The 20,649-nt window shown below is 62.6% G+C and carries 23 protein-coding genes and 1 tRNA gene; 16 read left to right on the top strand and 8 right to left on the bottom strand.

Annotated elements, in window-relative coordinates:
- The 6 genes from NKH21_RS11415 to glpK all read left to right on the top strand — a co-directional run bounded on the left by NKH21_RS11415 (position 1) and on the right by glpK (position 6,737).
- Positions 1-1,068 carry an ABC transporter ATP-binding protein gene (locus NKH21_RS11415; RefSeq protein ID WP_352455722.1) on the top strand — a complete coding sequence of 356 codons (1,068 nt, stop codon included), beginning with the start codon at positions 1-3 and terminating at the stop codon, positions 1,066-1,068.
- 1 nt (position 1,069) lies between these two features.
- Positions 1,070-1,936: a carbohydrate ABC transporter permease gene (locus tag NKH21_RS11410; protein ID WP_023674893.1), complete on the top strand. Its 867-nt coding sequence runs from the start codon at positions 1,070-1,072 to the stop codon at positions 1,934-1,936.
- A gap of 1 nt (position 1,937) precedes the next feature.
- Positions 1,938-2,852 (top strand): carbohydrate ABC transporter permease, encoded by a 915-nt coding sequence (locus tag NKH21_RS11405; RefSeq protein WP_352666557.1) that lies wholly within the window; start codon positions 1,938-1,940, stop codon positions 2,850-2,852.
- 173 nt (positions 2,853-3,025) lie between these two features.
- Complete coding sequence (locus tag NKH21_RS11400; RefSeq protein WP_031193610.1) at positions 3,026-3,292, top strand: DUF2160 domain-containing protein; 267 nt, start codon at positions 3,026-3,028, stop codon at positions 3,290-3,292.
- A 78-nt stretch (positions 3,293-3,370) separates the two neighbouring features.
- Complete coding sequence (locus NKH21_RS11395; RefSeq protein WP_352471681.1) at positions 3,371-5,098, top strand: ABC transporter substrate-binding protein; 1,728 nt, start codon at positions 3,371-3,373, stop codon at positions 5,096-5,098.
- A gap of 145 nt (positions 5,099-5,243) precedes the next feature.
- Complete coding sequence (gene glpK, locus NKH21_RS11390; RefSeq protein WP_352864981.1) at positions 5,244-6,737, top strand: glycerol kinase GlpK; 1,494 nt, start codon at positions 5,244-5,246, stop codon at positions 6,735-6,737.
- 78 nt (positions 6,738-6,815) lie between these two features.
- Here glpK and NKH21_RS11385 read toward each other — a convergent pair whose 3' ends face one another.
- Positions 6,816-7,289 (bottom strand): BA14K family protein, encoded by a 474-nt coding sequence (locus NKH21_RS11385; RefSeq protein ID WP_352666561.1) that lies wholly within the window; start codon positions 7,287-7,289, stop codon positions 6,816-6,818.
- Positions 7,290-7,597: 308 nt separating this feature from the next.
- On the opposite strand from NKH21_RS11385, the gene NKH21_RS11380 reads away from it, so the two are divergent.
- Positions 7,598-7,673: transfer RNA gene (locus NKH21_RS11380), tRNA-Lys, on the top strand.
- 75 nt (positions 7,674-7,748) lie between these two features.
- Here NKH21_RS11380 and NKH21_RS11375 read toward each other — a convergent pair.
- From NKH21_RS11375 to NKH21_RS11355, 5 genes are all read right to left on the bottom strand, one after another.
- The gene (locus tag NKH21_RS11375) at positions 7,749-8,051 is read right to left on the bottom strand and encodes a hypothetical protein (protein WP_352666562.1); all 303 of its coding nucleotides are present in this window, start codon (positions 8,049-8,051) and stop codon (positions 7,749-7,751) included.
- Positions 8,052-8,189: 138 nt separating this feature from the next.
- Positions 8,190-9,314, bottom strand: coding sequence for a DNA-processing protein DprA (gene dprA / locus NKH21_RS11370; RefSeq protein WP_352864977.1), 1,125 nt, complete (start codon positions 9,312-9,314; stop codon positions 8,190-8,192).
- Positions 9,311-9,898 carry a glycerol-3-phosphate 1-O-acyltransferase PlsY gene (plsY, locus tag NKH21_RS11365; protein WP_352666564.1) on the bottom strand — a complete coding sequence of 196 codons (588 nt, stop codon included), beginning with the start codon at positions 9,896-9,898 and terminating at the stop codon, positions 9,311-9,313. Before plsY ends, dprA begins: the two co-directional genes overlap by 4 nt.
- A 58-nt stretch (positions 9,899-9,956) precedes the next feature.
- Positions 9,957-11,243 (bottom strand): dihydroorotase, encoded by a 1,287-nt coding sequence (locus NKH21_RS11360; RefSeq protein WP_352666566.1) that lies wholly within the window; start codon positions 11,241-11,243, stop codon positions 9,957-9,959.
- On the bottom strand, positions 11,243-12,205 hold the full coding sequence (locus NKH21_RS11355) for an aspartate carbamoyltransferase catalytic subunit (RefSeq protein ID WP_352666568.1): 963 nt from the start codon (positions 12,203-12,205) through the stop codon (positions 11,243-11,245). Before NKH21_RS11355 ends, NKH21_RS11360 begins: the two co-directional genes overlap by 1 nt.
- A 155-nt stretch (positions 12,206-12,360) precedes the next feature.
- On the opposite strand from NKH21_RS11355, the gene NKH21_RS11350 reads away from it, so the two are divergent.
- From NKH21_RS11350 to NKH21_RS11340, 3 genes are all read left to right on the top strand, one after another.
- Complete coding sequence (locus tag NKH21_RS11350) at positions 12,361-13,989, top strand: DNA alkylation response protein (protein ID WP_352666570.1); 1,629 nt, start codon at positions 12,361-12,363, stop codon at positions 13,987-13,989.
- Positions 13,990-14,148: 159 nt separating this feature from the next.
- Entirely contained in the window at positions 14,149-14,703 is a 555-nt protein-coding gene (locus tag NKH21_RS11345; RefSeq protein WP_352666571.1) for a hypothetical protein, read from the top strand.
- Positions 14,703-15,014: a DUF6105 family protein gene (locus NKH21_RS11340; protein WP_352491551.1), complete on the top strand. Its 312-nt coding sequence runs from the start codon at positions 14,703-14,705 to the stop codon at positions 15,012-15,014. The genes NKH21_RS11345 and NKH21_RS11340 overlap by 1 nt, the downstream gene beginning before the upstream one ends.
- Here NKH21_RS11340 and ruvX read toward each other — a convergent pair.
- A complete protein-coding gene (ruvX, locus tag NKH21_RS11335) occupies positions 14,981-15,466 on the bottom strand; it encodes a Holliday junction resolvase RuvX (RefSeq protein WP_352624902.1) in 486 nt (161 codons plus the stop codon). The genes NKH21_RS11340 and ruvX overlap by 34 nt on opposite strands.
- A 116-nt stretch (positions 15,467-15,582) precedes the next feature.
- Between ruvX and NKH21_RS11330 the strand changes: the two genes are divergently transcribed.
- The 6 genes from NKH21_RS11330 to NKH21_RS11305 all read left to right on the top strand — a co-directional run bounded on the left by NKH21_RS11330 (position 15,583) and on the right by NKH21_RS11305 (position 19,949).
- The gene (locus NKH21_RS11330) at positions 15,583-16,290 is read left to right on the top strand and encodes a metal-dependent hydrolase (protein ID WP_352666573.1); all 708 of its coding nucleotides are present in this window, start codon (positions 15,583-15,585) and stop codon (positions 16,288-16,290) included.
- Between the two features lie 24 nt (positions 16,291-16,314).
- The gene (locus NKH21_RS11325; RefSeq protein ID WP_352666575.1) at positions 16,315-16,731 is read left to right on the top strand and encodes a hypothetical protein; all 417 of its coding nucleotides are present in this window, start codon (positions 16,315-16,317) and stop codon (positions 16,729-16,731) included.
- A gap of 76 nt (positions 16,732-16,807) precedes the next feature.
- Entirely contained in the window at positions 16,808-17,095 is a 288-nt protein-coding gene (gene gatC / locus NKH21_RS11320) for an Asp-tRNA(Asn)/Glu-tRNA(Gln) amidotransferase subunit GatC (protein ID WP_352666613.1), read from the top strand.
- A gap of 7 nt (positions 17,096-17,102) precedes the next feature.
- Positions 17,103-17,561 carry a GNAT family N-acetyltransferase gene (locus tag NKH21_RS11315; protein ID WP_352666576.1) on the top strand — a complete coding sequence of 153 codons (459 nt, stop codon included), beginning with the start codon at positions 17,103-17,105 and terminating at the stop codon, positions 17,559-17,561.
- Positions 17,561-19,126 (top strand): amidase, encoded by a 1,566-nt coding sequence (locus NKH21_RS11310; RefSeq protein WP_352666578.1) that lies wholly within the window; start codon positions 17,561-17,563, stop codon positions 19,124-19,126. Before NKH21_RS11315 ends, NKH21_RS11310 begins: the two co-directional genes overlap by 1 nt.
- A 28-nt stretch (positions 19,127-19,154) precedes the next feature.
- A complete protein-coding gene (locus tag NKH21_RS11305) occupies positions 19,155-19,949 on the top strand; it encodes a YdcF family protein (RefSeq protein WP_352666580.1) in 795 nt (264 codons plus the stop codon).
- Here NKH21_RS11305 and NKH21_RS11300 read toward each other — a convergent pair.
- Entirely contained in the window at positions 19,898-20,641 is a 744-nt protein-coding gene (locus tag NKH21_RS11300) for a DUF599 domain-containing protein (RefSeq protein WP_352666582.1), read from the bottom strand. The two genes, NKH21_RS11305 and NKH21_RS11300, sit on opposite strands and share 52 nt — an antisense overlap.
- Positions 20,642-20,649: the final 8 nt, after the last annotated feature.

The following is a 20,649-nucleotide window of genomic DNA, read 5'->3' as shown; positions in this document are numbered from 1 at the left end:
ATGGCGCGCATCGACGTCAATCATATCCGCCACTCCTATCTGCAGAACCCGCGCACGGATGCCGATTTCGCGCTGAAGGAAGTGCACCACACGTTCGAGGATGGCGGTGCTTATGCCCTGCTCGGCCCGTCCGGCTGCGGCAAGACCACGCTGCTCAACATCATTTCGGGATTGCTGCATCCCTCGCATGGCCAGCTGCTGTTCAACGGCAGGGACGTGACCAATCTGTCGACCCAAGAGCGCAACATTGCCCAGGTCTTCCAGTTCCCGGTGATCTACGACACGATGACCGTCTACGACAATCTGGCATTCCCGCTGCGCAATCGCGGCGTGCCGGAGGCCGACGTCGACCGCAAGGTGCGCGAGACGCTGGAGATGACCGGGCTGGCCGACATGGCCAAACGAAAGGCGCGCGGACTGACCGCCGACCAGAAGCAGAAAATCTCGCTCGGACGCGGGCTGGTGCGGTCCGACGTCAATGCCATCCTGTTCGACGAACCTTTGACCGTCATCGACCCGCATATGAAATGGGTGCTGCGCTCGCAGTTGAAGCAGCTTCACCGCCGCTTCGGCTACACCATGGTCTATGTCACGCACGACCAGACCGAGGCGTTGACCTTCGCCGACAGGGTGGTCGTCATGTATGACGGCGAAATCGTGCAGATCGGCACACCGGCGGAGCTGTTCGAGCGCCCGCGCCACACCTTTGTCGGCTATTTCATCGGCTCGCCCGGCATGAATGTCATGCCGGTGGCGATCGACGGCAAGACCGCGAAGCTGGGCTCGCAGCAGATCGAACTGCCGGGCGTGCCCAAGGCGGGCGGCGGCGCCATCGAGCTCGGCATCCGTCCCGAATATGTGCGCCTGGGCAGCCAAGGCATGGCCGTCCGGGTCAGCAAGGTCGAGGACGTCGGCCGCCACAAGGTGGTCCGTGCCAATCTCGAAGGGCGCGAGATCGCCGCCGTCATCGGCGAGGACGAGACAGTTCCGGCCGATCCGAAGGTGCGGTTCGACCCGGCCGGCATCAACATCTATGCCGATTCCTGGCGCGTCGAGATGGGAGCCTGAAGTGGAAAAGACCTGGAACAACAGAGCCTGGTTCCTGGTGCTGCCGGTGCTGCTGCTGGTGGCGTTCTCGGCGGTCATACCGCTGATGACGGTCGTCAATTATTCGGTGCAGGACACTTTCGGCAATAATGTCTTCTTCTGGGCCGGCACCGAGTGGTTCGAGGAACTGCTTTCCTCCAGTCGCTTCTGGCAGGCGATGATCCGCAACCTTGTCTTCTCCTTCATCATCCTGGCGATCGAAGTGCCGCTCGGCATCTTCATTGCGCTCAATATGCCGAAGAAGGGTTGGGGCGTGCCTGTTTGCCTTGTTTTGATGGCGTTGCCGCTGCTGATCCCATGGAACGTCGTCGGCACCATCTGGCAGGTGTTCGGGCGCAACGACATTGGCCTGCTCGGCTATTACGTCAACGCGCTCGGCATCGACTATAATTATGTGCAAGACCCTTATGACGCCTGGGTCACGGTCATCATCATGGACGTCTGGCATTGGACCAGCCTCGTCGTTCTGCTCTGCTACGCCGGCCTGGTCTCGATCCCGGATGCCTTTTATCAGGCGGCCAAGATCGACGGCGCCTCACGCTGGGCGGTGTTCCGTTACATCCAGCTGCCGAAGATGAACCGCGTGCTGCTGATCGCCGTGCTGCTGCGCTTTATGGATAGCTTCATGATCTACACCGAACCGTTCGTGGTGACCGGCGGCGGACCCGGCAACTCGACGACCTTTCTTTCGATCGATCTCGTCAAGACGGCGCTCGGCCAGTTCGACCTCGGCCCGGCGGCGGCGATGTCGCTGGTCTACTTCCTTATCGTCCTGCTGTTGTCGTGGGTGTTCTACACCGTGATGACCAATTACGACGCGGAGCGTTGAGATGAGCCGCACCGAAGAGAGAGCCGATAGGGTGAGCGAGACGACGGCTTCGGAAGGGCTCGCCAGCGCGCTGCGGCAGGACGAGATCGCACGGCTGATGCGCCGTCGCGGCGAGGAGTCGCGCTGGTGGTGGATCGTGCCGACGCTCTACATCGTCGTTCTGCTTTTGCCGATCTACTGGCTCATCAATATGAGCTTCAAGACCAATGGCGAGATCGTCTCGTCGCTGACGCTCTACCCGCACGCGCCGACATTGGCGAATTACCGCACCATCTTCACCGACGCGTCCTGGTATTCTGGCTACATCAACTCGATCACCTATGTGGTTATGAACATGGTGATTTCGGTGGCTGCGGCACTGCCTGCTGCCTATGCCTTTTCGCGCTATCGCTTCCTCGGCGACAAGCACCTGTTCTTCTGGCTGCTGACCAACCGCATGGCGCCGCCGGCGGTGTTCGCGCTGCCATTCTTCCAGCTTTATTCGGCCTTCGGCCTTATCGATACCCATATCGCCGTGGCTCTGGCGCATTGCCTGTTCAACGTGCCGCTGGCGGTGTGGATCCTAGAAGGTTTCATGTCGGGCGTGCCCAAGGAGATCGATGAGACCGCCTATATCGACGGCTATTCGTTCCCGCGCTTCTTCATCAAGATCTTCATGCCGCTGATTGCGAGCGGCATCGGCGTGGCGTGCTTCTTCTGCTTCATGTTCTCGTGGGTCGAGCTGCTGATCGCCCGCACGCTGACGACCACGGACGCCAAGCCGATCGCCGCGACCATGACCCGCACCGTTTCGGCCGCCGGCATGGATTGGGGGCTGCTCGCCGCAGCCGGCGTGCTGACGCTGATCCCGGGCGCGCTCGTCATCTGGTTTGTGCGCAACTACATCGCCAAGGGCTTTGCCCTGGGGAGGGTATGATGGAGCAGGTCGACAGAAGCCCATGGTGGTGGGCCGTGCTGTTTCTCGCCCTGGTCGTCGTGGCCTGGGTGGCACTTCAAATCGATTTCGTGGCAATAACGGTAGGCTTCAGCGATCCGGCCAATATCCGCCTGTGGGGATTTAACCTCTCGTCCAATCTCGATTTTTCGTGGATGGCCTGGACGTGGCCGACCGCGGCCTTCTTTGGAACCATCTTTCTGCTGCTTTGCGGCATGGCGGTGTGGGAATACGTCTCGCCGGGCGGCAATCCGCGCGTCGGCGTGCTGCGCTTCGAAACGACACGCGGCGACCGCCTGTTCCTGTCGCTGCTTGGCAGCGCCTTTATCCATCTCGCTTGGCTGGGTCTAGTCGGACCCAATCTGTGGTGGGCTCTCGCTCTCTCCGTGGTCTACGCCGTCGGCGTGTTCCGCTACGTATAGAGGGGGAAACTGTTGGAACGGCGGCGTGCCGGCCGCCGATCCAGATCGCACTTTGAACTTTAACAGTGGAGGAAATACATGCGACGGCAATTCTTGACATCAACAACTGCGCTTGTCCTGTTGCTCGGGGCAAGCAATGCCTATGCCGGAATGGACGAGGCCAAGGCCTTCCTCGATAAGGAAATCGGGCCCCTTTCGACGCTTTCGCGCGCCGACCAGGAAGCCGAGATGCAATGGTTCATCGATGCCGCGAAACCTTTCGCCGGCATGGATATCAAGGTGGTTTCCGAAACCATCGCCACGCATCAGTATGAATCGCAGGTGCTCGCGCCGGCCTTTACGGCCATCACCGGCATCAAGGTTACGCATGACGTCATCCAGGAAGGCGACGTCGTCGAGAAGATCCAGACCCAGATGCAGACCGGCCAGAACCTCTATGACGGCTGGGTCAACGATTCGGATCTGATCGGCACGCACTGGCGCTACCAGCAGGTGCGCAACCTGACCGACTGGATGGCAGGCGACGGCAAGGATGTCACCAACCCGAATCTCGACCTGAAGGATTTCATCGGCACCTCGTTCACCACCGCGCCCGACAAGAAACTCTACCAGCTTCCCGACCAGCAGTTCGCGAATCTCTACTGGTTCCGTTACGACTGGTTCAACGACGAGAAGAACAAGGCGGACTTCAAGGCCAAATACGGCTACGACCTCGGCGTGCCGGTCAATTGGTCGGCCTATGAGGACATCGCCGAGTTCTTCACCGGCCGCGAGATCGATGGCAAGAAGGTCTACGGCCATATGGATTATGGCAAGAAGGACCCGTCGCTCGGCTGGCGGTTCACCGACGCCTGGCTGTCGATGGCCGGCAATGGCGACAAGGGCATTCCAAACGGTCTGCCCGTCGACGAATGGGGCATCAAGGTCGATGAGAATTCGCGTCCGGTCGGTTCCTGCACGGCGCGCGGCGGCGACACCAATGGTCCGGCTTCCGTCTACGCCATCCAGAAGTACCTCGATTGGCTGAAGGCCTATGCACCGGCGGAAGCCCAGGGCATGACCTTCTCCGAGTCAGGGCCGGTGCCGGCGCAAGGCGCGGTTGCCCAGCAGATCTTCTGGTATACCGCCTTCACCGCCAGCATGGTCGACGCCAGCGCCAAGGCGGTGCTGAACGACGACGGCACGCCGAAGTGGCGCATGGCGCCGTCGCCGCATGGCGTCTACTGGAAGGACGGCATGAAGCTCGGCTATCAGGACGTCGGTTCCTGGACGCTGATGAAGTCGACGCCGACCGACCGCGCCAAGGCCGCTTGGCTGTACGCGCAGTTCGTCACCTCGAAGACGGTCGACGTGAAGAAGAGCCATGTCGGCCTGACCTTCATCCGCGAGAGCACGATCCACGACAAGAGCTTCACCGAACGTGCGCCAAAGCTCGGCGGCTTGATCGAGTTCTACCGCTCGCCGGCGCGCGTCCAGTGGTCGCCGACCGGCACCAACGTGCCGGACTATCCGAAGCTGGCACAGCTCTGGTGGCAGGCGATCGGCGATGCTTCGTCGGGTGCCAAGAGCGCGCAGGAAGCAATGGACTCGCTCTGCGCCGAGCAGGAAAAGGTGATGAGCCGCATCGAGAAGTCGGGCGTCCAGGGCGATATCGGCCCGAAGATGGCCGAAGAGCATGACCTCGCCTATTGGAACGCCGACGCGGTCAAGAAGGGCAATCTCGCTCCTCAGCTCAAGATCGAGAACGAGAAGGAAAAGCCGGTCACCATCAACTACGACGAGCTGGTGAAGAGCTGGCAGCAATAGGACCGTTTGATGCGGGCGTTCGCGCCCGCATCGCCATACTCAGGGGAGGCGGCATGTTGCCGTCTCCCCTGTTTGCGTGAACGGCTCCGCGCCATCTGGCGTCGAGACACCGTTGCACCTTGAATTCGCTTCGACGGGAGAGAGAATGACCGGATATATCCTTGCAATCGACCAGGGGACGACATCGAGCCGGGCGATCCTGTTCGACGACAAGATGAAGGTCGTCGGCAGCGGGCAAAAGGAATTCACCCAATATTATCCGGCCTCCGGCTGGGTCGAGCACGATCCCGAAGAGATATGGGCAAGTGTCGTGGAAACGGTGAAGGCCGCACTGAAGACAGCCGGCCGCAACGCGGCGGAAGTCGCCGCGATCGGCATCACCAACCAGCGCGAAACCGTCGTCATCTGGGACAAGGAGACCGGCAAGCCGATCCACAACGCGATTGTCTGGCAGGACCGCCGCACCGCGCCGCTATGCCAGAAACTGAAGCAGCTGGGGCTGGAGAAGAAGTTCACGAAAAAGACCGGCCTGCTGCTCGATCCCTATTTCTCCGGCACCAAGATCGCCTGGATGCTGGACAAGGTGAAGGGCGCCAGAAAACGCGCCGAGAAGTGCGAACTGCTGGCTGGCACCGTCGACAGTTTCCTGATTTGGCGCCTGACTGGCGGCAAGGTCCACGCCACTGACGCCACCAATGCCTCGCGCACACTGGTCTACAACATCGAACAAAACGCCTGGGATGACGAGCTGCTGGCCATACTCGGCATACCTGCAAGAATGCTGCCGCAGGTGAAAGATTGTGCCGATGATTTTGGAATCACAGACAAAAGCCTGTTTGGTGCAGAGATCAGAATCCTCGGTGTGGCCGGCGACCAGCATGCGGCGGCGATCGGCCAGGCCTGTTTCGAGCCAGGCATGATGAAATCTACCTACGGCACCGGTTGCTTCGCACTGCTCAACACCGGCAGCGATCTAGTGCGTTCGAAGAACCGGCTTTTGACCACCATCGCCTACAGGCTGAACGGCAAGACCACCTATGCACTGGAGGGCTCGATCTTTATCGCCGGCGCCGCCGTGCAGTGGCTGCGGGACGGCATCAAGGTGATCGGCAAGGCCGAGCAGAGCGGCAAATTGGCGGCGGACGCCGATCCGACGCAGAACGTCTATCTGGTGCCGGCTTTCGTCGGGCTCGGCGCACCGCACTGGGATGCCGAGGCGCGCGGCGCCATCTTCGGGCTGACCCGCAATTCGGGGCCGGCGGAATTTGCCCGCGCGGCACTGGAATCCGTTGCGTTCCAAACGCGCGATCTGCTTGACGCCATGCGGAAGGACTGGAAGGGCGCCTCGGTCAAGACCGTGCTCAGGGTCGATGGCGGCATGGTGGCGTCGGACTGGACCATGCAGCGGCTGGCCGACATTCTCGATGCGCCTGTCGACCGGCCGACAATTCTCGAGACGACCGCGCTTGGTGCGGCATGGCTGGCCGGCTCGAAGGCCGGTGTCTGGCCGAAGGCGCGGGAATTCGCCAGGAGTTGGGTGCTCGAGCGCCGGTTCAAGCCGGACATGGATGCTTCGACACGTGCCGCCAAGCTGGCCGGTTGGCGCCACGCTGTGCGCAGGACGCTAAGCGTGCAATAAGCAGGAATGGCACCGGCTTCGCACTCATGAAAAACCCGCGCCGTTTCGGGCGCGGGCTTGTAGCCTCTAATCAAACACTCAGTAAGGCGACCGGCACTGCCGACGCGGACCGTAGTTGGGCTGATACGTATTGTCGGAGGCACGATAGCTTCGATAATGGTCGTAGCACCACTGCACGTGTGCATCGCCACGATAGACACGATTCTGGTTGACAATCGCGCCGGTGATCAGCGCTCCGGTAGCAAACGCGGCCAGCGGGAACCAGAAGTCGCCGTGGCGGCGGTAGCCCGGACGGTAGTAGCGATAGCCGCGATGGCCACGCCAGTACATGCCGTCGTCACGCGAAAAATTGCGGCGGAAATCGCGACGCGAGAAATCGCGATTGAAATTCCGGTGCCTCCGCCACGGCTCGTACTGGATAGTCTGGACATTCGAGGTGAGCCCCTGGGCAGGGGGCGCATAGCTGGGCTGAGCGTTGACTGGCACGATCTCCGCGGCAGCGAATGAGATCGAAAGGGTGGTCGCCAGCAGGCCCGACATGATCCTATTCATGATCTTCTCCTTGAAACGCGTGTCCCTTGTCGCGGAAAAACGGGCAGGCTGCGCAAATTGTTCCGCCAAAAATCCCAAGTTGCTGATCTGTAAAGGTTCTCCCGATTGGTTGCTTGCGCTTGTCCCGCAAAGCACGAGCTTCGGCCTTGCGCCAGAGGGAGGCAGTTCCGTCAATGCCTAAGCGGACCGCACGGCATGATGACACAGCAGGAAAGTCCGGTTTGGGAGCCGTCTTTTTCCGGTTGACCGGCAGAGGCACTCTCCCTATGTTCCGCGCAATTTCGAGGGCGGCCTTTCTGAGCCCGCGGGAGCGCGTAGCTCAGCCGGTAGAGCAACTGACTTTTAATCAGTAGGTCATGGGTTCGAATCCCATCGCGCTCACCAATCCAGATTGTGTACGGCCCGGAGACATGGGTAACAGTTTGTACTTAAACCTCGTGCCGAACGCATGCGGTGGCCTTAGCCGCCCGCGCCATCGTCCATCATCGTGCCGGTGAGCGCCTCATAAGCTCTGCTGCATAGCTGTGAATGCGGACAATCCTTCACGATAAGCACTGGCACCACGGTAAGAACCGCTGCGGCAAGGATTTGTAGGCAAAGACCGACGGCGCTTACCTTCCTGCCGAACACACCGGCCAGGAAAAAGTAGAGACCCTGGGCCATGCAGGCTGCCGCCAGAATGCCCAGAAGCGTGCTGGTCGCTCTTGCGAAGGGCGTTATGTAGCCGTCGGGAAACCCAGCATGCCGAGATCCATCGACCATTGCAGCGCCAGCATGAGGCTCAGCGCTGACCAGACAAGGGTCGTCGTACGAGCGAACAGCGTCTGCTTTGGTTTGTTGCTCGGATCGGCCATCGGGATCACGTCGGAATTGCTTGCCGGGGCATGCGCAAGCTCTCGGTCAGATCAGCGAGACGTTGCCGCCGGCATGGCGTTCGAGCCGGCCGGCTAGGTCGAGCTCCAGCAGCACCATGAACACTTGGGCGGGATGCAGGCCGGTGTGGCGGATGATCTCGTCCACTGCTACCGGCGTCGGGCCGAGCGCCTCAACGACGCGGTCGCGGTCGTCCTCGCGCGGCGGCGGTGTTGCCGAAAAGTCGGGCGGCTCTTCAAGCGGCGATGTCCTTGGCGCCCAGTCGCCGACCAGCGGCGCGATCGCACTGGTGACATCGGCGGCCTCGGTCACAAGGGTGGCGCCATCCTTGAGCAGGCCATTGGTGCCGGCGGCGCGCGGATCGAGCGGCGAACCGGGAACGGCGAAGACCAGGCGGCCCATCTCGCCCGCCAGCCGGGCGCTGATCAGCGAGCCGGAGCGCTGTGCGGCCTCGACCACCACCAATCCCAATGCAGCGCCGGCGACGAGCCGGTTGCGGCGCGGAAAATCCTGTGCGCGCGGCTGCCAGCCAAACGGCATTTCGGAGATGATGGCGCCACCGCGCTCGGCGATCTCGTCGCACAGGCCGGCATTTTCGGGCGGGTAGGGCAAATCGAGGCCGCCGGCGAGCACGCCGATCGTGCCGGTCGAAAGGCTGCCCTGGTGCGCGGCCGTATCGATGCCGCGCGCCAAACCGGAGACGATGCCATAGCCGTCACGGCCAAGGTCCGTCGCCAGCATCCGCGCCATCTTGATGCCGGCCAGCGATGCGTTGCGCGCGCCGACGATGGCGACCGCTGGCAAGCGGAACACCGCGCTATTGCCCTTGACCGCAAGCAGCGGCGGCGGATGATCCATGCTTTTCATCAGCGGCGGATAATCCGCCTCGCCGATGCCGACGAAACGGGCGCCGGCCCGCCGGGCCGTCTCCAGCTCGGCCTCGGCCTCCGCAATGGACGGGATGCGGACGACTTTTTTGGCGCCACCCGAAATCATCAGCTCGGGCAGCATCGATAACGCTGCTTCGGCCGAACCGAACCGGTTGATCAGGTCGCGAAAGGAAGCCGGGCCGACATTCGGCGTGCGGATCAGACGAAGCCAGCTCAGCCGCTGCCGGTCGCTGAGGCGCGGCCCGGCGTCGGGCTCGCTCACTCCTTGGCCCCGATCTTACCCTCGGTGCCGGCAAGCAGCCGCGCAATGTTGGCGCGGTGCTTTACGATGACGATGAGGCTCATCGCCGCAAAAAGCCCGGCAATCTGCTGCGTGCTCAGGAAATACAGGGCTACGGGCACGACGACCGCTGCCGTCAGTGCCGCAAGCGAGGAGAAGCGGAACAGGATGGCCACCGCCAGCCAGACGACGGCGAAGATCAGCGCCACCTGCCAGGCAAGGCCGATAAGCACGCCAAGGTAAGTGGCGACGCCCTTGCCGCCCTTGAAGCCGAGCCAGACCGGAAAGAGATGACCTAAAAACGCGCCGAACCCGGCCCAAAGTCCGAGTTCGGGCGCAAAGCGGCCTGCGATCAACACCGCCGCGGTGCCCTTCAGCGCATCGAGCAGAAGTGTGGCCGCGGCCAAGCTCTTGTTGCCGGTGCGCAGCACGTTGGTGGCGCCGATGTTGCCGGAGCCTATGTTGCGCACGTCGCCGAGGCCGGCGGCACGGGTGATCAGCAGGCCAAACGGGATCGAGCCGAGAAGATAGCCGAACACCAATGCCAAGACGGGACTGTAAGCCATTGTTCCCCCGAACTTTCCTTGGCTAAGCGGATTCTAAGGCGTGACGCCTGTTTTCGTCCTACGCCGAAAACACTGTGCGGCCCGCCACCATCGTTTGCAAGACCTTGCCTTGCAGTCGCGCGCCTTCGAAACAGGTGTTTTTCGAGCGTGAGCGGATGCCGCTCTCGCTGACGACCCATGGTTCGTCCAGATCGATGAGCGCAAGGTCGGCCAATGCCCCCGGTTTCAGCGTGCCGCCGGGCAGTCCGAACAATCTTGCCGGCGCGGTCGACAGTGTCTCGACCAGCCGGAGCAGCGTCACGTCGCCATTGTGATACAGCCGCAGCGCTGCGCCCAATAATGTTTCCAGCCCGATGGCGCCGGCCGCGGCATCGGCAAAGGGCAGGCGCTTGGTGTCGACGTCCTGCGGGTCGTGCGAGGAGACGATGAGGTCGATGGTGCCGTCCTTGACCGCCTCGATCATCGCCAGCCGGTCTTCCTCGGCGCGCAGCGGCGGCGTCAGCCGGAAGAAGGTGCGGTACTCGCCGACATCGTTCTCGTTGAGTGACAAATTGTGGATCGACACGCCTGATGTGACATTGGCGCCATCGGCTTTCGCGCGCGCTACCGCGCTTGCCGCCATAGCCGTCGAGATCTTGGCAGCGTGATAGGCGCCGCCGGTCAGCCGAGCCAATGCGAGATCGCGCTCCAGGGGGATCGATTCGGCTTCGCGCGGAATGCCGGCAAGGCCAAGCCAGCTTGCGTAAAGGCCTTCGTTCATGACGCCGGCCGAAGCGAGGTCGGCGTCCTGGGTTTCATGCGCGATGACGCCGCCGAAATCGCGCGCATAGGTCAGCGCGCGGCGCATCACCAGCGCGCTGGCAATAGAATGGCGGCCGTCGGTGAAGGCGACCGCTCCAGCCTCGCGCAGCAGGCCGAATTCGGTCATCTCGCGGCCTTCCAGCCCCTTGGTGATCGCTGCCGCCGGAAAGATGTTGACGATTGCGGTGTCCTTGGCGGTGCGCAGCACGAACTCGACCAATGCGACATTGTCGATCACCGGGTCGGTATCGGGCATCATAACGACTGAGGTGACGCCGCCGGCCGCCGCAGCGATGCTCGCGGAAGCAATGGTTTCGCGGTGTTCGCCGCCCGGTTCGCCGATGAAGACACGCGCATCGATCAGGCCGGGAATGATAGTCTTGCCGGCGCAGTCGATGATGGCGGCGCCTTCGGGCGTGCCCTGGTTCAAGGCCGCCTTGCCGGCCGCAACGATTTTGCGGCCTTCGACTATGACGGTGCCGACCTCATCGATGCCGCGCGACGGGTCGACGATGCGGGCGCGGCTGAAGACCGTTATGCTCATCAGCCGCGGCCCTCGTGGTTTCGACGGGGGTCGAGCAGCGCTTCCATCACCGCCATGCGCACGGCGACGCCCATCTCAACCTGTTCCTGGATGACGCTTTGCGGGCCGTCGGCGATCTCCGAGGCGATCTCGACGCCGCGGTTCATCGGCCCGGGATGCATGACCAGCGCGCCGTCCTTGGCTGCTTTCAGCTTCTCGGCGTCGAGGCCGAAATAGCGGAAATATTCGCGCACCGACGGTACGAAAGCGCCTTCCATGCGTTCGCGCTGCAGGCGCAGCATCATCACCACGTCGGCGTCCTTCAGACCCTCGGCCATCGAGCGGGTGACGATGACGCCCATCTTCTCGATGCCGGCGGGCAAAAGCGTCGAAGGGGCGACGACCCTGACCTGGGCACCAAGCGCGTTGAGCAGAATGATGTTGGAGCGGGCCACGCGCGAATGCAGGATGTCGCCGCAGATCGCCACGATCAGCTTCGACAGCGGACCCTTGGCGCGGCGGATGGTCAGTGCGTCGAGCAGCGCCTGGGTGGGGTGCTCATGGGCGCCGTCGCCGGCGTTGACCACCGAACAGCCGACCTTCTGGGCAAGAAGTGCTGCCGCGCCGGCCGATTGATGGCGGATGATCAATATGTCGGGGCGCATGGCGTTCAGCGTCATTGCGGTATCGATCAGCGTCTCGCCCTTCTTCACCGAAGAGCTCGCCACCGACATGTTCATGACGTCGGCGCCGAGCCGTTTGCCGGCCAGCTCGAATGACGATTGCGTACGCGTCGAGGCTTCGTAGAAGAGATTGATCTGGGTGCGGCCGCGCAGCGTCGATGTCTTCTTGTCCGATTGCCGCGAGATGGCAACGGCCCGGTCCGCCCGGTCGAGCAGAAGCTCGATGTCGGCGGGGGAAAGATCGCGGATGCCCAGAAGATGGCGGTGGGGATAAAGCGGCAGGGACGATGCGTCGGTCATCTCAAGTCGCTGCTATAGGGGGGAGGCTCCGCGGCTGCAAGCACCGGCTTTGGAATGGATTGGTTCTCCCCGGTATTTTCGTCGCGCGCCGCTGGCCATAGGCTATAAACCGCCTTGGCTTTGGATTCGCAGCCTTCAGGTGATAAGGACGAAGCGTGACTGACGACGTGACCAACCAGCCGCCGCCGCTGGCCGGCGGCAACGCCTGGCGGGGCGATCCGTTGCTGATCCAGCTTGCCGAGCGCTTTTCCGATCCGGTGCGCAAGGACCTCGACGGGCTTGGCCGTTTCGTTCTGACCCATGAGGCGCAGGAACTGGCCCGTCTTGCCAATGTCGAGACGCCGAAGCTCAGGACCCACGACCGCCAGGGCCGGCGCATCGACCAGGTCGAGTTCCATCCCGCCTATCACGCGCTCATGCGCCGCTCTGTTGCCAACGGGCTGCATTCGTCGGTCTGGGAGAATGGCGACGCCGAGATCGGCCGACGCCACCAGGTGCGCGCTGCACGCTTTTACCTCACGGCTGAGCTCGAGACCGGACATCTCTGCCCGATCACCATGACCAGCGCTTCGCTGGCAGCGCTGATGGCCAGCCCGAAGCTGTTTCGCGAGTGGGCGCCTCGGGTGACGACGCGCAAATACGATCAAAGCCAAAAGCCTCCGGTCGAAAAAGCCGGGCTGACACTCGGCATGGGCATGACCGAGAAGCAAGGCGGCACCGATGTCCGTGCCAACGTCACCAGGGCCGAGCGCGCCGGCAGCGGGTTTTATCGCCTGACCGGCCACAAATGGTTCATGTCGGCGCCGATGTCGGATGCCTTCCTGGTGCTCGGACAGGTGCCGGAGGGACTGTCATGCTTTCTCGTGCCCCGCTTGCTCGGCGACGGATCTGGCAACGGCTTCCGTTTTCAACGGCTGAAGGACAAGCTCGGCAATCGATCCAACGCCTCGTCGGAGGTGGAATTCGTCAATGCCATCGGCGAGATGGTCGGCGAGCCCGGCGCCGGCGTGAAGACGATCATGGACATGGTAACCCTGACGCGGCTCGACTGTGCCGTCGCCTCGTCGGCGATCATGCGGGCCGGACTGGCCGAGGCCGTCCACCACACGCGCAACCGCAAGGTGTTTGGAACCAATCTGATCGAGCAGCCGCTGATGCAGCGTGTGCTGGCCGATATGGCGCTCGACGTTGCCGCCGCTACCGCGCTGTCGTTCCGGCTGGCGCGCTCCTTCGACGAGGCGGCCGGCGACCGCGGCGAGGCGGCCTTCGCCCGCGCCATGACGCCGGTGGTCAAATACTGGGTCTGCAAGATTGCGCCGCCGCTGCTCTATGAAGCGATGGAGTGCCTCGGCGGCAATGGCTATGTCGAGGAGGGACCGCTCGCCCGCTACTATCGCGAAGCTCCGGTCAACGCGATCTGGGAAGGTTCAGGCAATGTCATGGCGCTCGACGTGTTGCGCGTGCTCGGCCGCGCGCCAGGCCTGTTCGACGACGTGCTGGCCGGCATCGACCGCGATCTCGGCGCCGGCGGACGCGGCACCGTCGGCGTGCTCAAGGCGGCAATGCAGGTCGCAGCAACCGACGAGGGCTCGGCGCGGCTCTTGACCGAGCAATTGGCATTGTCGGCGGCGGCGGCAGAGCTTCGCAGGCTGGGGGCAGGGCGGATCGCCGACGCCTTCGTCGAAACGCGCCTCGCCGGCCAGTGGCGCAATACCTATGGCATGATCGATTCGCGCCATGATGCGCGCATGATCATCGATACGCTCTACCCGCCGATCAACTAAGGGCCGTCGCCCTATTCGCTGCCGCTCTCGCGACCCTGTGGATGGCCGTTAACCTTAACGAATGGTTTCCATTGCGGCGGCCGGTGGCAAAGCCCACTGTTATGGTTAAGGCAAGGATTGTTCAGCTTGAGCGGCTTTGCCCTGCGAAGCAGGAGCGTCATGCGGCATATTCTGAGCTCTTTTCTGGCATTGCATTGGGCGGCCGTTTTCGCCCTGCTGGCGTTCATCTGCATCGACGGGAATCGAGGCGTGGCGACGGCCCTTGGCGTGCTGGGCGTTCCAGTCCAGAACACTCGATTTGCCGATCTCGAAAACGCCGTCGTCGTGGCGCCGCTCGCCGTGGCACTGCTTGTCGTCGCGGTGCTGTTCTGCTGGGCCTTTGTTGAAGCACTGACCAGCGACACGACCAACCCGGATCCGGCCGACAGCGTCGTGCGAATCGCCTTCATCTCCGCCTTGGGCGTGCTGTCGCTGATAGTCATCGGCGGCGCCGCGCAAGGCATCAATGGGCTGTTCATGGTTGTCGCGGTGCAATTGGCGGCACTTCTGGCGTCCTATGTCGCGATGCTCGCCGAGCGGCGGTCGGCCGTTGCCGCGGCAGTTCCCGGAACCGGCGAAATCCGAGCGGCCGCGCATGTCATGGCCAAGGCAGCGGCGCATAATTCCTCGCTTGCCCGCATTTCCGGCCGGCTGGATTCGAGGGATGACCGCTGATGCGCACCTTGTTCGCGCTGTGGGCGGCTCCGCTCCTCTTGTTTTGGGGCTGGTTCTTCCTGTCGCTCAACGACATCAATTTCGGCTATGTCATGCTGAGCCGCCAATTGCACGATCTCGTCTTCCAGCTCTATGGACAGATGCTGGGCGTCGATCCGGCGCTTATTCCGGGCATGGTGGCGAAAGCTTGCGTATTCGACGGGCTGCTGCTGATGGCGTTCTGGGCATTTCGCCGCCGCAAGGCAATTGGCGGCTGGATCACGGCGATGCGCAACCGCTATTTCGACCAGGCATCGACGCCGAGCGCCTGAAGCCGGTCGAGAACGCCCTGGAGGATGAAGGCGGCCGCCGCTGAATCGATCTTGCCGGCGCGTTTCTTGCGGGAAAAATCCATCTCGATCAGCGTCCGCTCGGCCGCCACCGTCGACAGCCTTTCGTCCCAAAAGACGAACGGCAGATCGGTCAATCCAGCCATGTTGCGGACGAAAGCGCGGGATTTTTGGGCGCGCGGGCCTTCCGAGCCGTCCATGTTGATGGGGAGGCCGATCACCACGGCGCCGGCATTTTCCTTCTGTAGCAGAGCGAGCAGCACTGCGGCATCGAGCGAGAATTTTCTGCGCATGATGACAGGGCGCGGGTGCGCGAAGGACAAGCCGCGGTCGGAAACCGCCACGCCGATCGTCTTGTCGCCGAGGTCGAGACCAGCCAGGGTCTTGCCGCCGCCGAGCCGGGCCGGCAACTCTTCGATGGTGATGATGCCCAACGGCTTTTCCTTTGACCGCGACGCCGCACGTCCTATACGCGCAAAGCGTGCGTGGCGCTTTAATTTCGCCGTCGGCGTTCTATCCTCTACCGAAGCAAAAATCGAGGAAAGCATTGATGAAACTGACCTGGTACGGACATTCGGCATTCCGAATTGAAATCGAAGGCGCGAAAATCCTCATCGACCCCTATCTGGTCGGCAATCCGTCATGGACAGGCGGCTGGGAAGGGCCGGCCGAAGGGGTCACGCACGTGTTGCTCACCCATGGCCACAGCGACCACATCAGCGGCGCCATCGAAGTGCTCAAGAAGACCGGCGCGATGCTGGTCGCCAATTTCGAGATTTGCATGTACCTGGTCGGCAAGGGCGTCGGTGACAAGCAGATCAATCCCGGCAATATCGGCGGTACGGTCGATTGCGGCGGCTTCACCACCACCTTCGTTCAGGCCCTGCACTCATCGTCCTTTTCGGGCGAGGGCGGCCAGAATACCTATCTCGGCAATCCGGGTGGGCTCGTCCTGCACTTCCCCGAGGACCAGACGCTTTATCATATGGGCGACACCGACATTTTTTCCGACATGGCGCTGATCAACGAATTGCATGAACCGAAGATCGGCATCGTGCCGATCGGCGACCGCTTCACCATGGGTGGGGCGGTAGCAGCCCTTGCCTGCCAGCGTTTCTTCAAGTTCGAGACCGTCGTTCCCGCCCACTTCGGCACGTTTCCGATGATCGACCAGACCGCCGACAAATTCGTGGCCGGGCTGGACGGATCGGGCGTGAAAGTGGCGTTGCCGAAGATCGGCGAGACGATTACGCTGTAAAGAAAGCTGATCCGGAACGATACGATGCGCTTGAGAAATTCTCTTTGCATTTCCATGCTGGTTGCCGCGTCGCCGGCGCTGGCGGCGGAGGATTTCATCGAGGGCATCTATCTGCAATCGGAGGACCTCTGCGCGCAGGCCAAAAAGGATACGCTGCAGACGGTGATCGAGGGCGGCAATATCGTGCTGTCGGCAAATGGCCTGGAAAGCATCGAATATAATTGTGAATTCCTGCAAATCACCAAAGCGACACGTTCACCAAGCTGGGCGGTGACCGCCATATGCCAGGAGCCGGGCTACGTCTTTCCGGATGTGCTCTCACTGACACAGATGAGCCCGAAGCAGATCGACCTGGTATCGGTTCGGCCTGCCACCGACGAAGGCGAGCAGAGCGGCAACGGCGGCAGTTATTTCCTCTGCGACGGCGTGGCGATGCCATAGGGCAGTTGTCGGCACGATGCATGTTGCGCGGCACGCGCTACGTCGCTATAGCGCTGGTTTTCCCCGAGGCACGAACATGTCCGTTGATATTAAAACCGTGAAGCGCGTTGCGCATCTTGCCCGCATTGCGGTGAGCGAAGAGGATGCAGAGCGCATGACCGGCGAACTGAACGCTATTTTGGGCTTTGTCGAGCAGTTGAACGAGGTCGATGTTTCCGGCGTCGAGCCGATGACCTCGGTCACGCCGATGGCAATGAAAAAGCGCCAGGACATCGTCACCGACGGCGGCAAGGCAGCCGACATCGTCGCTAATGCACCGGCGACCGAAGAGAATTTCTTCCTTGTGCCGAAGGTCGTGGAGTAGCAGGCCGATGGCAATCGAGATCGCCGCGGAGACGCCGCTGCAGGACGACGTGCGCGGGCTGGTCGAGGAGCTCAATGCCACATTGCTGGAGCTGACGCCGCCGGAGCATTGCTACCATTTGACGGTCGAGCAGATGGCGGACCGCGACACGACCGTCTTCATCGCCCGCGATAACGGTCTTGCCATCGGTTGCGGCGCACTGAAGCGCCACGATGCCACGGTGGGCGAGGTCAAGCGTATGTATACGCGACCTTCGCATCGCGGCCGCAAGATCGGCGCAAAGATTGTCGAGCGTATCGAGGCGGCGGCGCGCCAAGACGGGCTTAAGCGTCTGGTGCTGGAGACGGGGGACCGTCATCCCGCCGCCTGGACCGTCTACGAACGCGCCGGTTTTTCGCGCTGCGGCCCGGTACTGGATTATCCCGATTCCGAGTGGTCGGTGTTTTACGAAAAGAGCCTTGCCTGATGAGCGACCTGACCCAGCTGACGATTTCGCAGGCCCGCGCCAAATTGCGTTCCAGGGAGATCACCGCCACCGAAATCACCGAAGCCTATCTATCGGCGATCGAGCGAGCCAATCCGGCGCTCAATGCCTATGTCGTGGTTACCGACGACAAGGCGCGCGACATGGCCAAGGCCTCCGACGCGAAACTGGCCAAGGGCGAGGGCGGGTCGCTCGAGGGTATCCCGCTCGGCATCAAGGATTTGTTCGGCACCGAAGGTGTCCACACCCAAGCCTGCAGCCATGTGCTGGATGGCTTCAAGCCGCGCTATGAATCGACTATCACCGCCAATCTGTGGGCGGATGGCGCCGTCATGCTCGGCAAGCTCAACATGGACGAGTTCGCGATGGGCTCGTCCAACGAGACCTCGTATTACGGGCCCGTCATCAACCCGTGGCGGCGTTCGCGCCTCGACACGGTGGTGATGCCGACGACACATCAGGGCGAGGGCGGCTTCGTTTCGGCGGGCGGCACCAGGACCGCGCGCACGTTGGACAATGCCCAACTGGTGCCGGGCGGTTCGTCCGGTGGCTCTGCATCAGCGGTCTCGGCCTTCCTGTGCGCAGGCGCCACCGCCACCGACACCGGCGGCTCGATCCGCCAGCCCGCCGCCTTCACTGGCACAGTCGGCATCAAGCCGACCTATGGCCGCTGTTCGCGCTGGGGCATCGTTGCCTTCGCCTCGTCGCTCGACCAGGCCGGGCCGATCGCGCGCGACGTACGCGACGCCGCGATCCTGTTGAAGTCGATGGCTTCGGTCGACCCGAAGGATACGACGTCCGTCGACCTGCCAGTGCCGGACTACGAGGCGGCGATCGGCCGCCCGATCAAAGGCATGAAGGTCGGCATTCCAAAGGAATATCGTGTCGACGACATGCCCGCGGAGATCGAGGCGCTGTGGCAGAAAGGCATTGCCTGGCTGAGGGATGCCGGTGCCGAGATCGTCGATATCTCGCTGCCGCACACGAAATACGCGCTGCCGGCCTATTACATTGTGGCGCCCGCCGAAGCTTCGTCCAACCTCGCCCGTTACGACGGCGTCCGCTATGGCTTGCGGGTGCCCGGCAAGGACATTGTCGACATGTATGAAAAGACCCGCGCCGCCGGCTTCGGGCGCGAGGTCAAGCGCCGCATCATGATCGGCACCTATGTGCTTTCCGCCGGCTACTACGATGCCTACTATCTGCAGGCGCAGAAAGTTCGAACCCTGATCAAGCGTGACTTCGAAAACGTGTTTGCCGCAGGCGTCGACGTCATCCTGACGCCGGCAACGCCGTCCGCCGCCTTCGGCATCGCCGACGAGGACATGGCCGCCGACCCGGTCAAGATGTATCTCAACGACATCTTTACGGTGACGGTGAACATGGCCGGCCTGCCCGGCATAGCGGTTCCGGCCGGGCTCGACGCCAAGGGGCTGCCGCTCGGCCTGCAGCTGATCGGCCGGCCCTTCGACGAGGAAACGCTGTTCCAGACCGCCCATGTCATCGAACAGGCGGCCGGCACATTTCAGCCGGAAAAATGGTGGTAGGATCGTTTCTCATCGGAGGGGGTGAGGGATGTTCTTCTATGTCTCCAAGGTTATCGGGTTCTTCGTCGAGCCGTTGAATCTCGCGATCTTTCTGCTGCTGGCGGGGATGGTCGCGGCGATGCTCGGGCGGCGACGGTTGGCGACCGCCGGCAGCACTCTTGCCTTCCTCATCCTTGTTGTTTCGACATGGAGCCCGCTCGGACCCATGATGCTCAATCCGCTGGAGGAGCGCTTCCCCAGGCCGCCGCTGCCGGAAAAGGTTGACGGTATCATCGTGCTTGGCGGCAGTCTGGATGGCGCCGTCAATCTGGTGCGTGGCGGCTATGAAATGAACGCCAGCGGCGACCGGATGGTCGAGGCTGCCGTGCTGGCGCGGCGGTTTCCGACAGCGAAAGTCGTTATCTCCGGTGGCAGCGTCGAAACGTTCCGCGGCGGCGAAGGCGATGCAGATACTGCGCCGCGTCTTTTTGCCGCTTTCGGCGTGGCGGCCGATCGGCTGATCCTCGAGAACAAATCCCGCAGCACCTACGAGAATGCTGTCTTCACCAGGGAACTGGTGACGCCGAAACCGGGGGAGACATGGCTGCTGGTGACCTCGGCCTTCCACATGCCACGCGCCAAGGCGCTGTTCGACAAAGCTGGCTTTTCGACCGTTCCGTGGCCGGTCGACTATCGCACCTCCGGCAGGGAAAGCATCGGCACCTTGCCTTATCCCGGCGACTGGCTGGAGGTCACCACTGTTGCGATCCGCGAATGGATTGGGCTCACCGCCTATTGGCTGTCGGGCCGCATCGATCGGCCTTTTCCCGGACCGGGCGGCTGACCGAGCACCGCCTGCCGCGCCGCCGAGAAAAACTGGCGGCGCACCAGTACCGCCAGAAGCAGCAGCGTCGATAGCACGAAGACTGTGGGATCGACGAACCAACCGAGATAGCCGATCGAGAAGAACACGCCGCGCAGGCCCGAATTGAAGTGCTTTCCGGCCAGCATGTTCATGCGCGCGGCACGCCACACCGCCGTTTCGGTGACCGGATTGCGCGACGCCTCGCCATGTGGAATCGGCACGGCGCCGATCAGGATCGAGCAATAGTTGAACAGCCGGTAAGCCCAGCCGAACTTGAAGAAGGAAAAGGCCAGGATCAGCACCAGCCCGAACACCTTCGTCTGGAAGGCCGCGCGTGAGGACGTGGCGCCAAACGGCAGGTCGCTCAGTACGGTCAGAACCTGATCCGAGGCGCCGAGCAGGGCAAAACAGCCGCCGATCGCAATCAGCGAACTGGAGGCAAAGAAGGCGGTCCCCTGTTGCAGGCCGCTCATGATAGCGGTGTCGACGATGCGGATCTCGCGTTCGGCCATGGTCCGCATCCAGGCCTCGCGCTGCGCGTTCATCGCCCTCGTCAGCGACATGCGGCTGACCAGCATTCCGTCGGCGGCGAGCGTATGCAGCACCCACGCGGCAAGGAAGAACCCCAGCGCGGCAAGATCGGCCGTCGATAGATGAAAGGAATCGCTCATGCATTGCT

This window comes from Mesorhizobium sp. M1329, assembly GCF_040318035.1.
Classification (GTDB): domain Bacteria; phylum Pseudomonadota; class Alphaproteobacteria; order Rhizobiales; family Rhizobiaceae; genus Mesorhizobium.
This window is presented reverse-complemented; position numbering and strand designations above follow the sequence as displayed.

What these genes read in the sequence shown, in the direction of transcription:
- NKH21_RS11400 (WP_031193610.1), top strand. Translation starts at nt 3,026, where the DNA reads ATGGCCTGGACGTGGCCGACCGCGGCCTTCTTTGGAACCATCTTTCTG.
- NKH21_RS11325 (WP_352666575.1), top strand. Translation starts at nt 16,315, where the DNA reads ATGCGCTTGAGAAATTCTCTTTGCATTTCCATGCTGGTTGCCGCGTCG.
- NKH21_RS11300 (WP_352666582.1), bottom strand. Translation starts at nt 20,641, where the DNA reads ATGAGCGATTCCTTTCATCTATCGACGGCCGATCTTGCCGCGCTGGGG.
- plsY (WP_352666564.1), bottom strand. Translation starts at nt 9,898, where the DNA reads ATGGCTTACAGTCCCGTCTTGGCATTGGTGTTCGGCTATCTTCTCGGC.
- NKH21_RS11415 (WP_352455722.1), top strand. Translation starts at nt 1, where the DNA reads ATGGCGCGCATCGACGTCAATCATATCCGCCACTCCTATCTGCAGAAC.
- NKH21_RS11330 (WP_352666573.1), top strand. Translation starts at nt 15,583, where the DNA reads ATGAAACTGACCTGGTACGGACATTCGGCATTCCGAATTGAAATCGAA.
- NKH21_RS11345 (WP_352666571.1), top strand. Translation starts at nt 14,149, where the DNA reads ATGCGGCATATTCTGAGCTCTTTTCTGGCATTGCATTGGGCGGCCGTT.
- glpK (WP_352864981.1), top strand. Translation starts at nt 5,244, where the DNA reads ATGACCGGATATATCCTTGCAATCGACCAGGGGACGACATCGAGCCGG.
- NKH21_RS11405 (WP_352666557.1), top strand. Translation starts at nt 1,938, where the DNA reads ATGAGCCGCACCGAAGAGAGAGCCGATAGGGTGAGCGAGACGACGGCT.
- NKH21_RS11310 (WP_352666578.1), top strand. Translation starts at nt 17,561, where the DNA reads ATGAGCGACCTGACCCAGCTGACGATTTCGCAGGCCCGCGCCAAATTG.
- gatC (WP_352666613.1), top strand. Translation starts at nt 16,808, where the DNA reads ATGTCCGTTGATATTAAAACCGTGAAGCGCGTTGCGCATCTTGCCCGC.
- NKH21_RS11360 (WP_352666566.1), bottom strand. Translation starts at nt 11,243, where the DNA reads ATGAGCATAACGGTCTTCAGCCGCGCCCGCATCGTCGACCCGTCGCGC.
- NKH21_RS11385 (WP_352666561.1), bottom strand. Translation starts at nt 7,289, where the DNA reads ATGAATAGGATCATGTCGGGCCTGCTGGCGACCACCCTTTCGATCTCA.
- NKH21_RS11340 (WP_352491551.1), top strand. Translation starts at nt 14,703, where the DNA reads ATGCGCACCTTGTTCGCGCTGTGGGCGGCTCCGCTCCTCTTGTTTTGG.
- NKH21_RS11305 (WP_352666580.1), top strand. Translation starts at nt 19,155, where the DNA reads ATGTTCTTCTATGTCTCCAAGGTTATCGGGTTCTTCGTCGAGCCGTTG.
- NKH21_RS11395 (WP_352471681.1), top strand. Translation starts at nt 3,371, where the DNA reads ATGCGACGGCAATTCTTGACATCAACAACTGCGCTTGTCCTGTTGCTC.
- NKH21_RS11375 (WP_352666562.1), bottom strand. Translation starts at nt 8,051, where the DNA reads ATGGTCGATGGATCTCGGCATGCTGGGTTTCCCGACGGCTACATAACG.
- NKH21_RS11355 (WP_352666568.1), bottom strand. Translation starts at nt 12,205, where the DNA reads ATGACCGACGCATCGTCCCTGCCGCTTTATCCCCACCGCCATCTTCTG.
- NKH21_RS11315 (WP_352666576.1), top strand. Translation starts at nt 17,103, where the DNA reads ATGGCAATCGAGATCGCCGCGGAGACGCCGCTGCAGGACGACGTGCGC.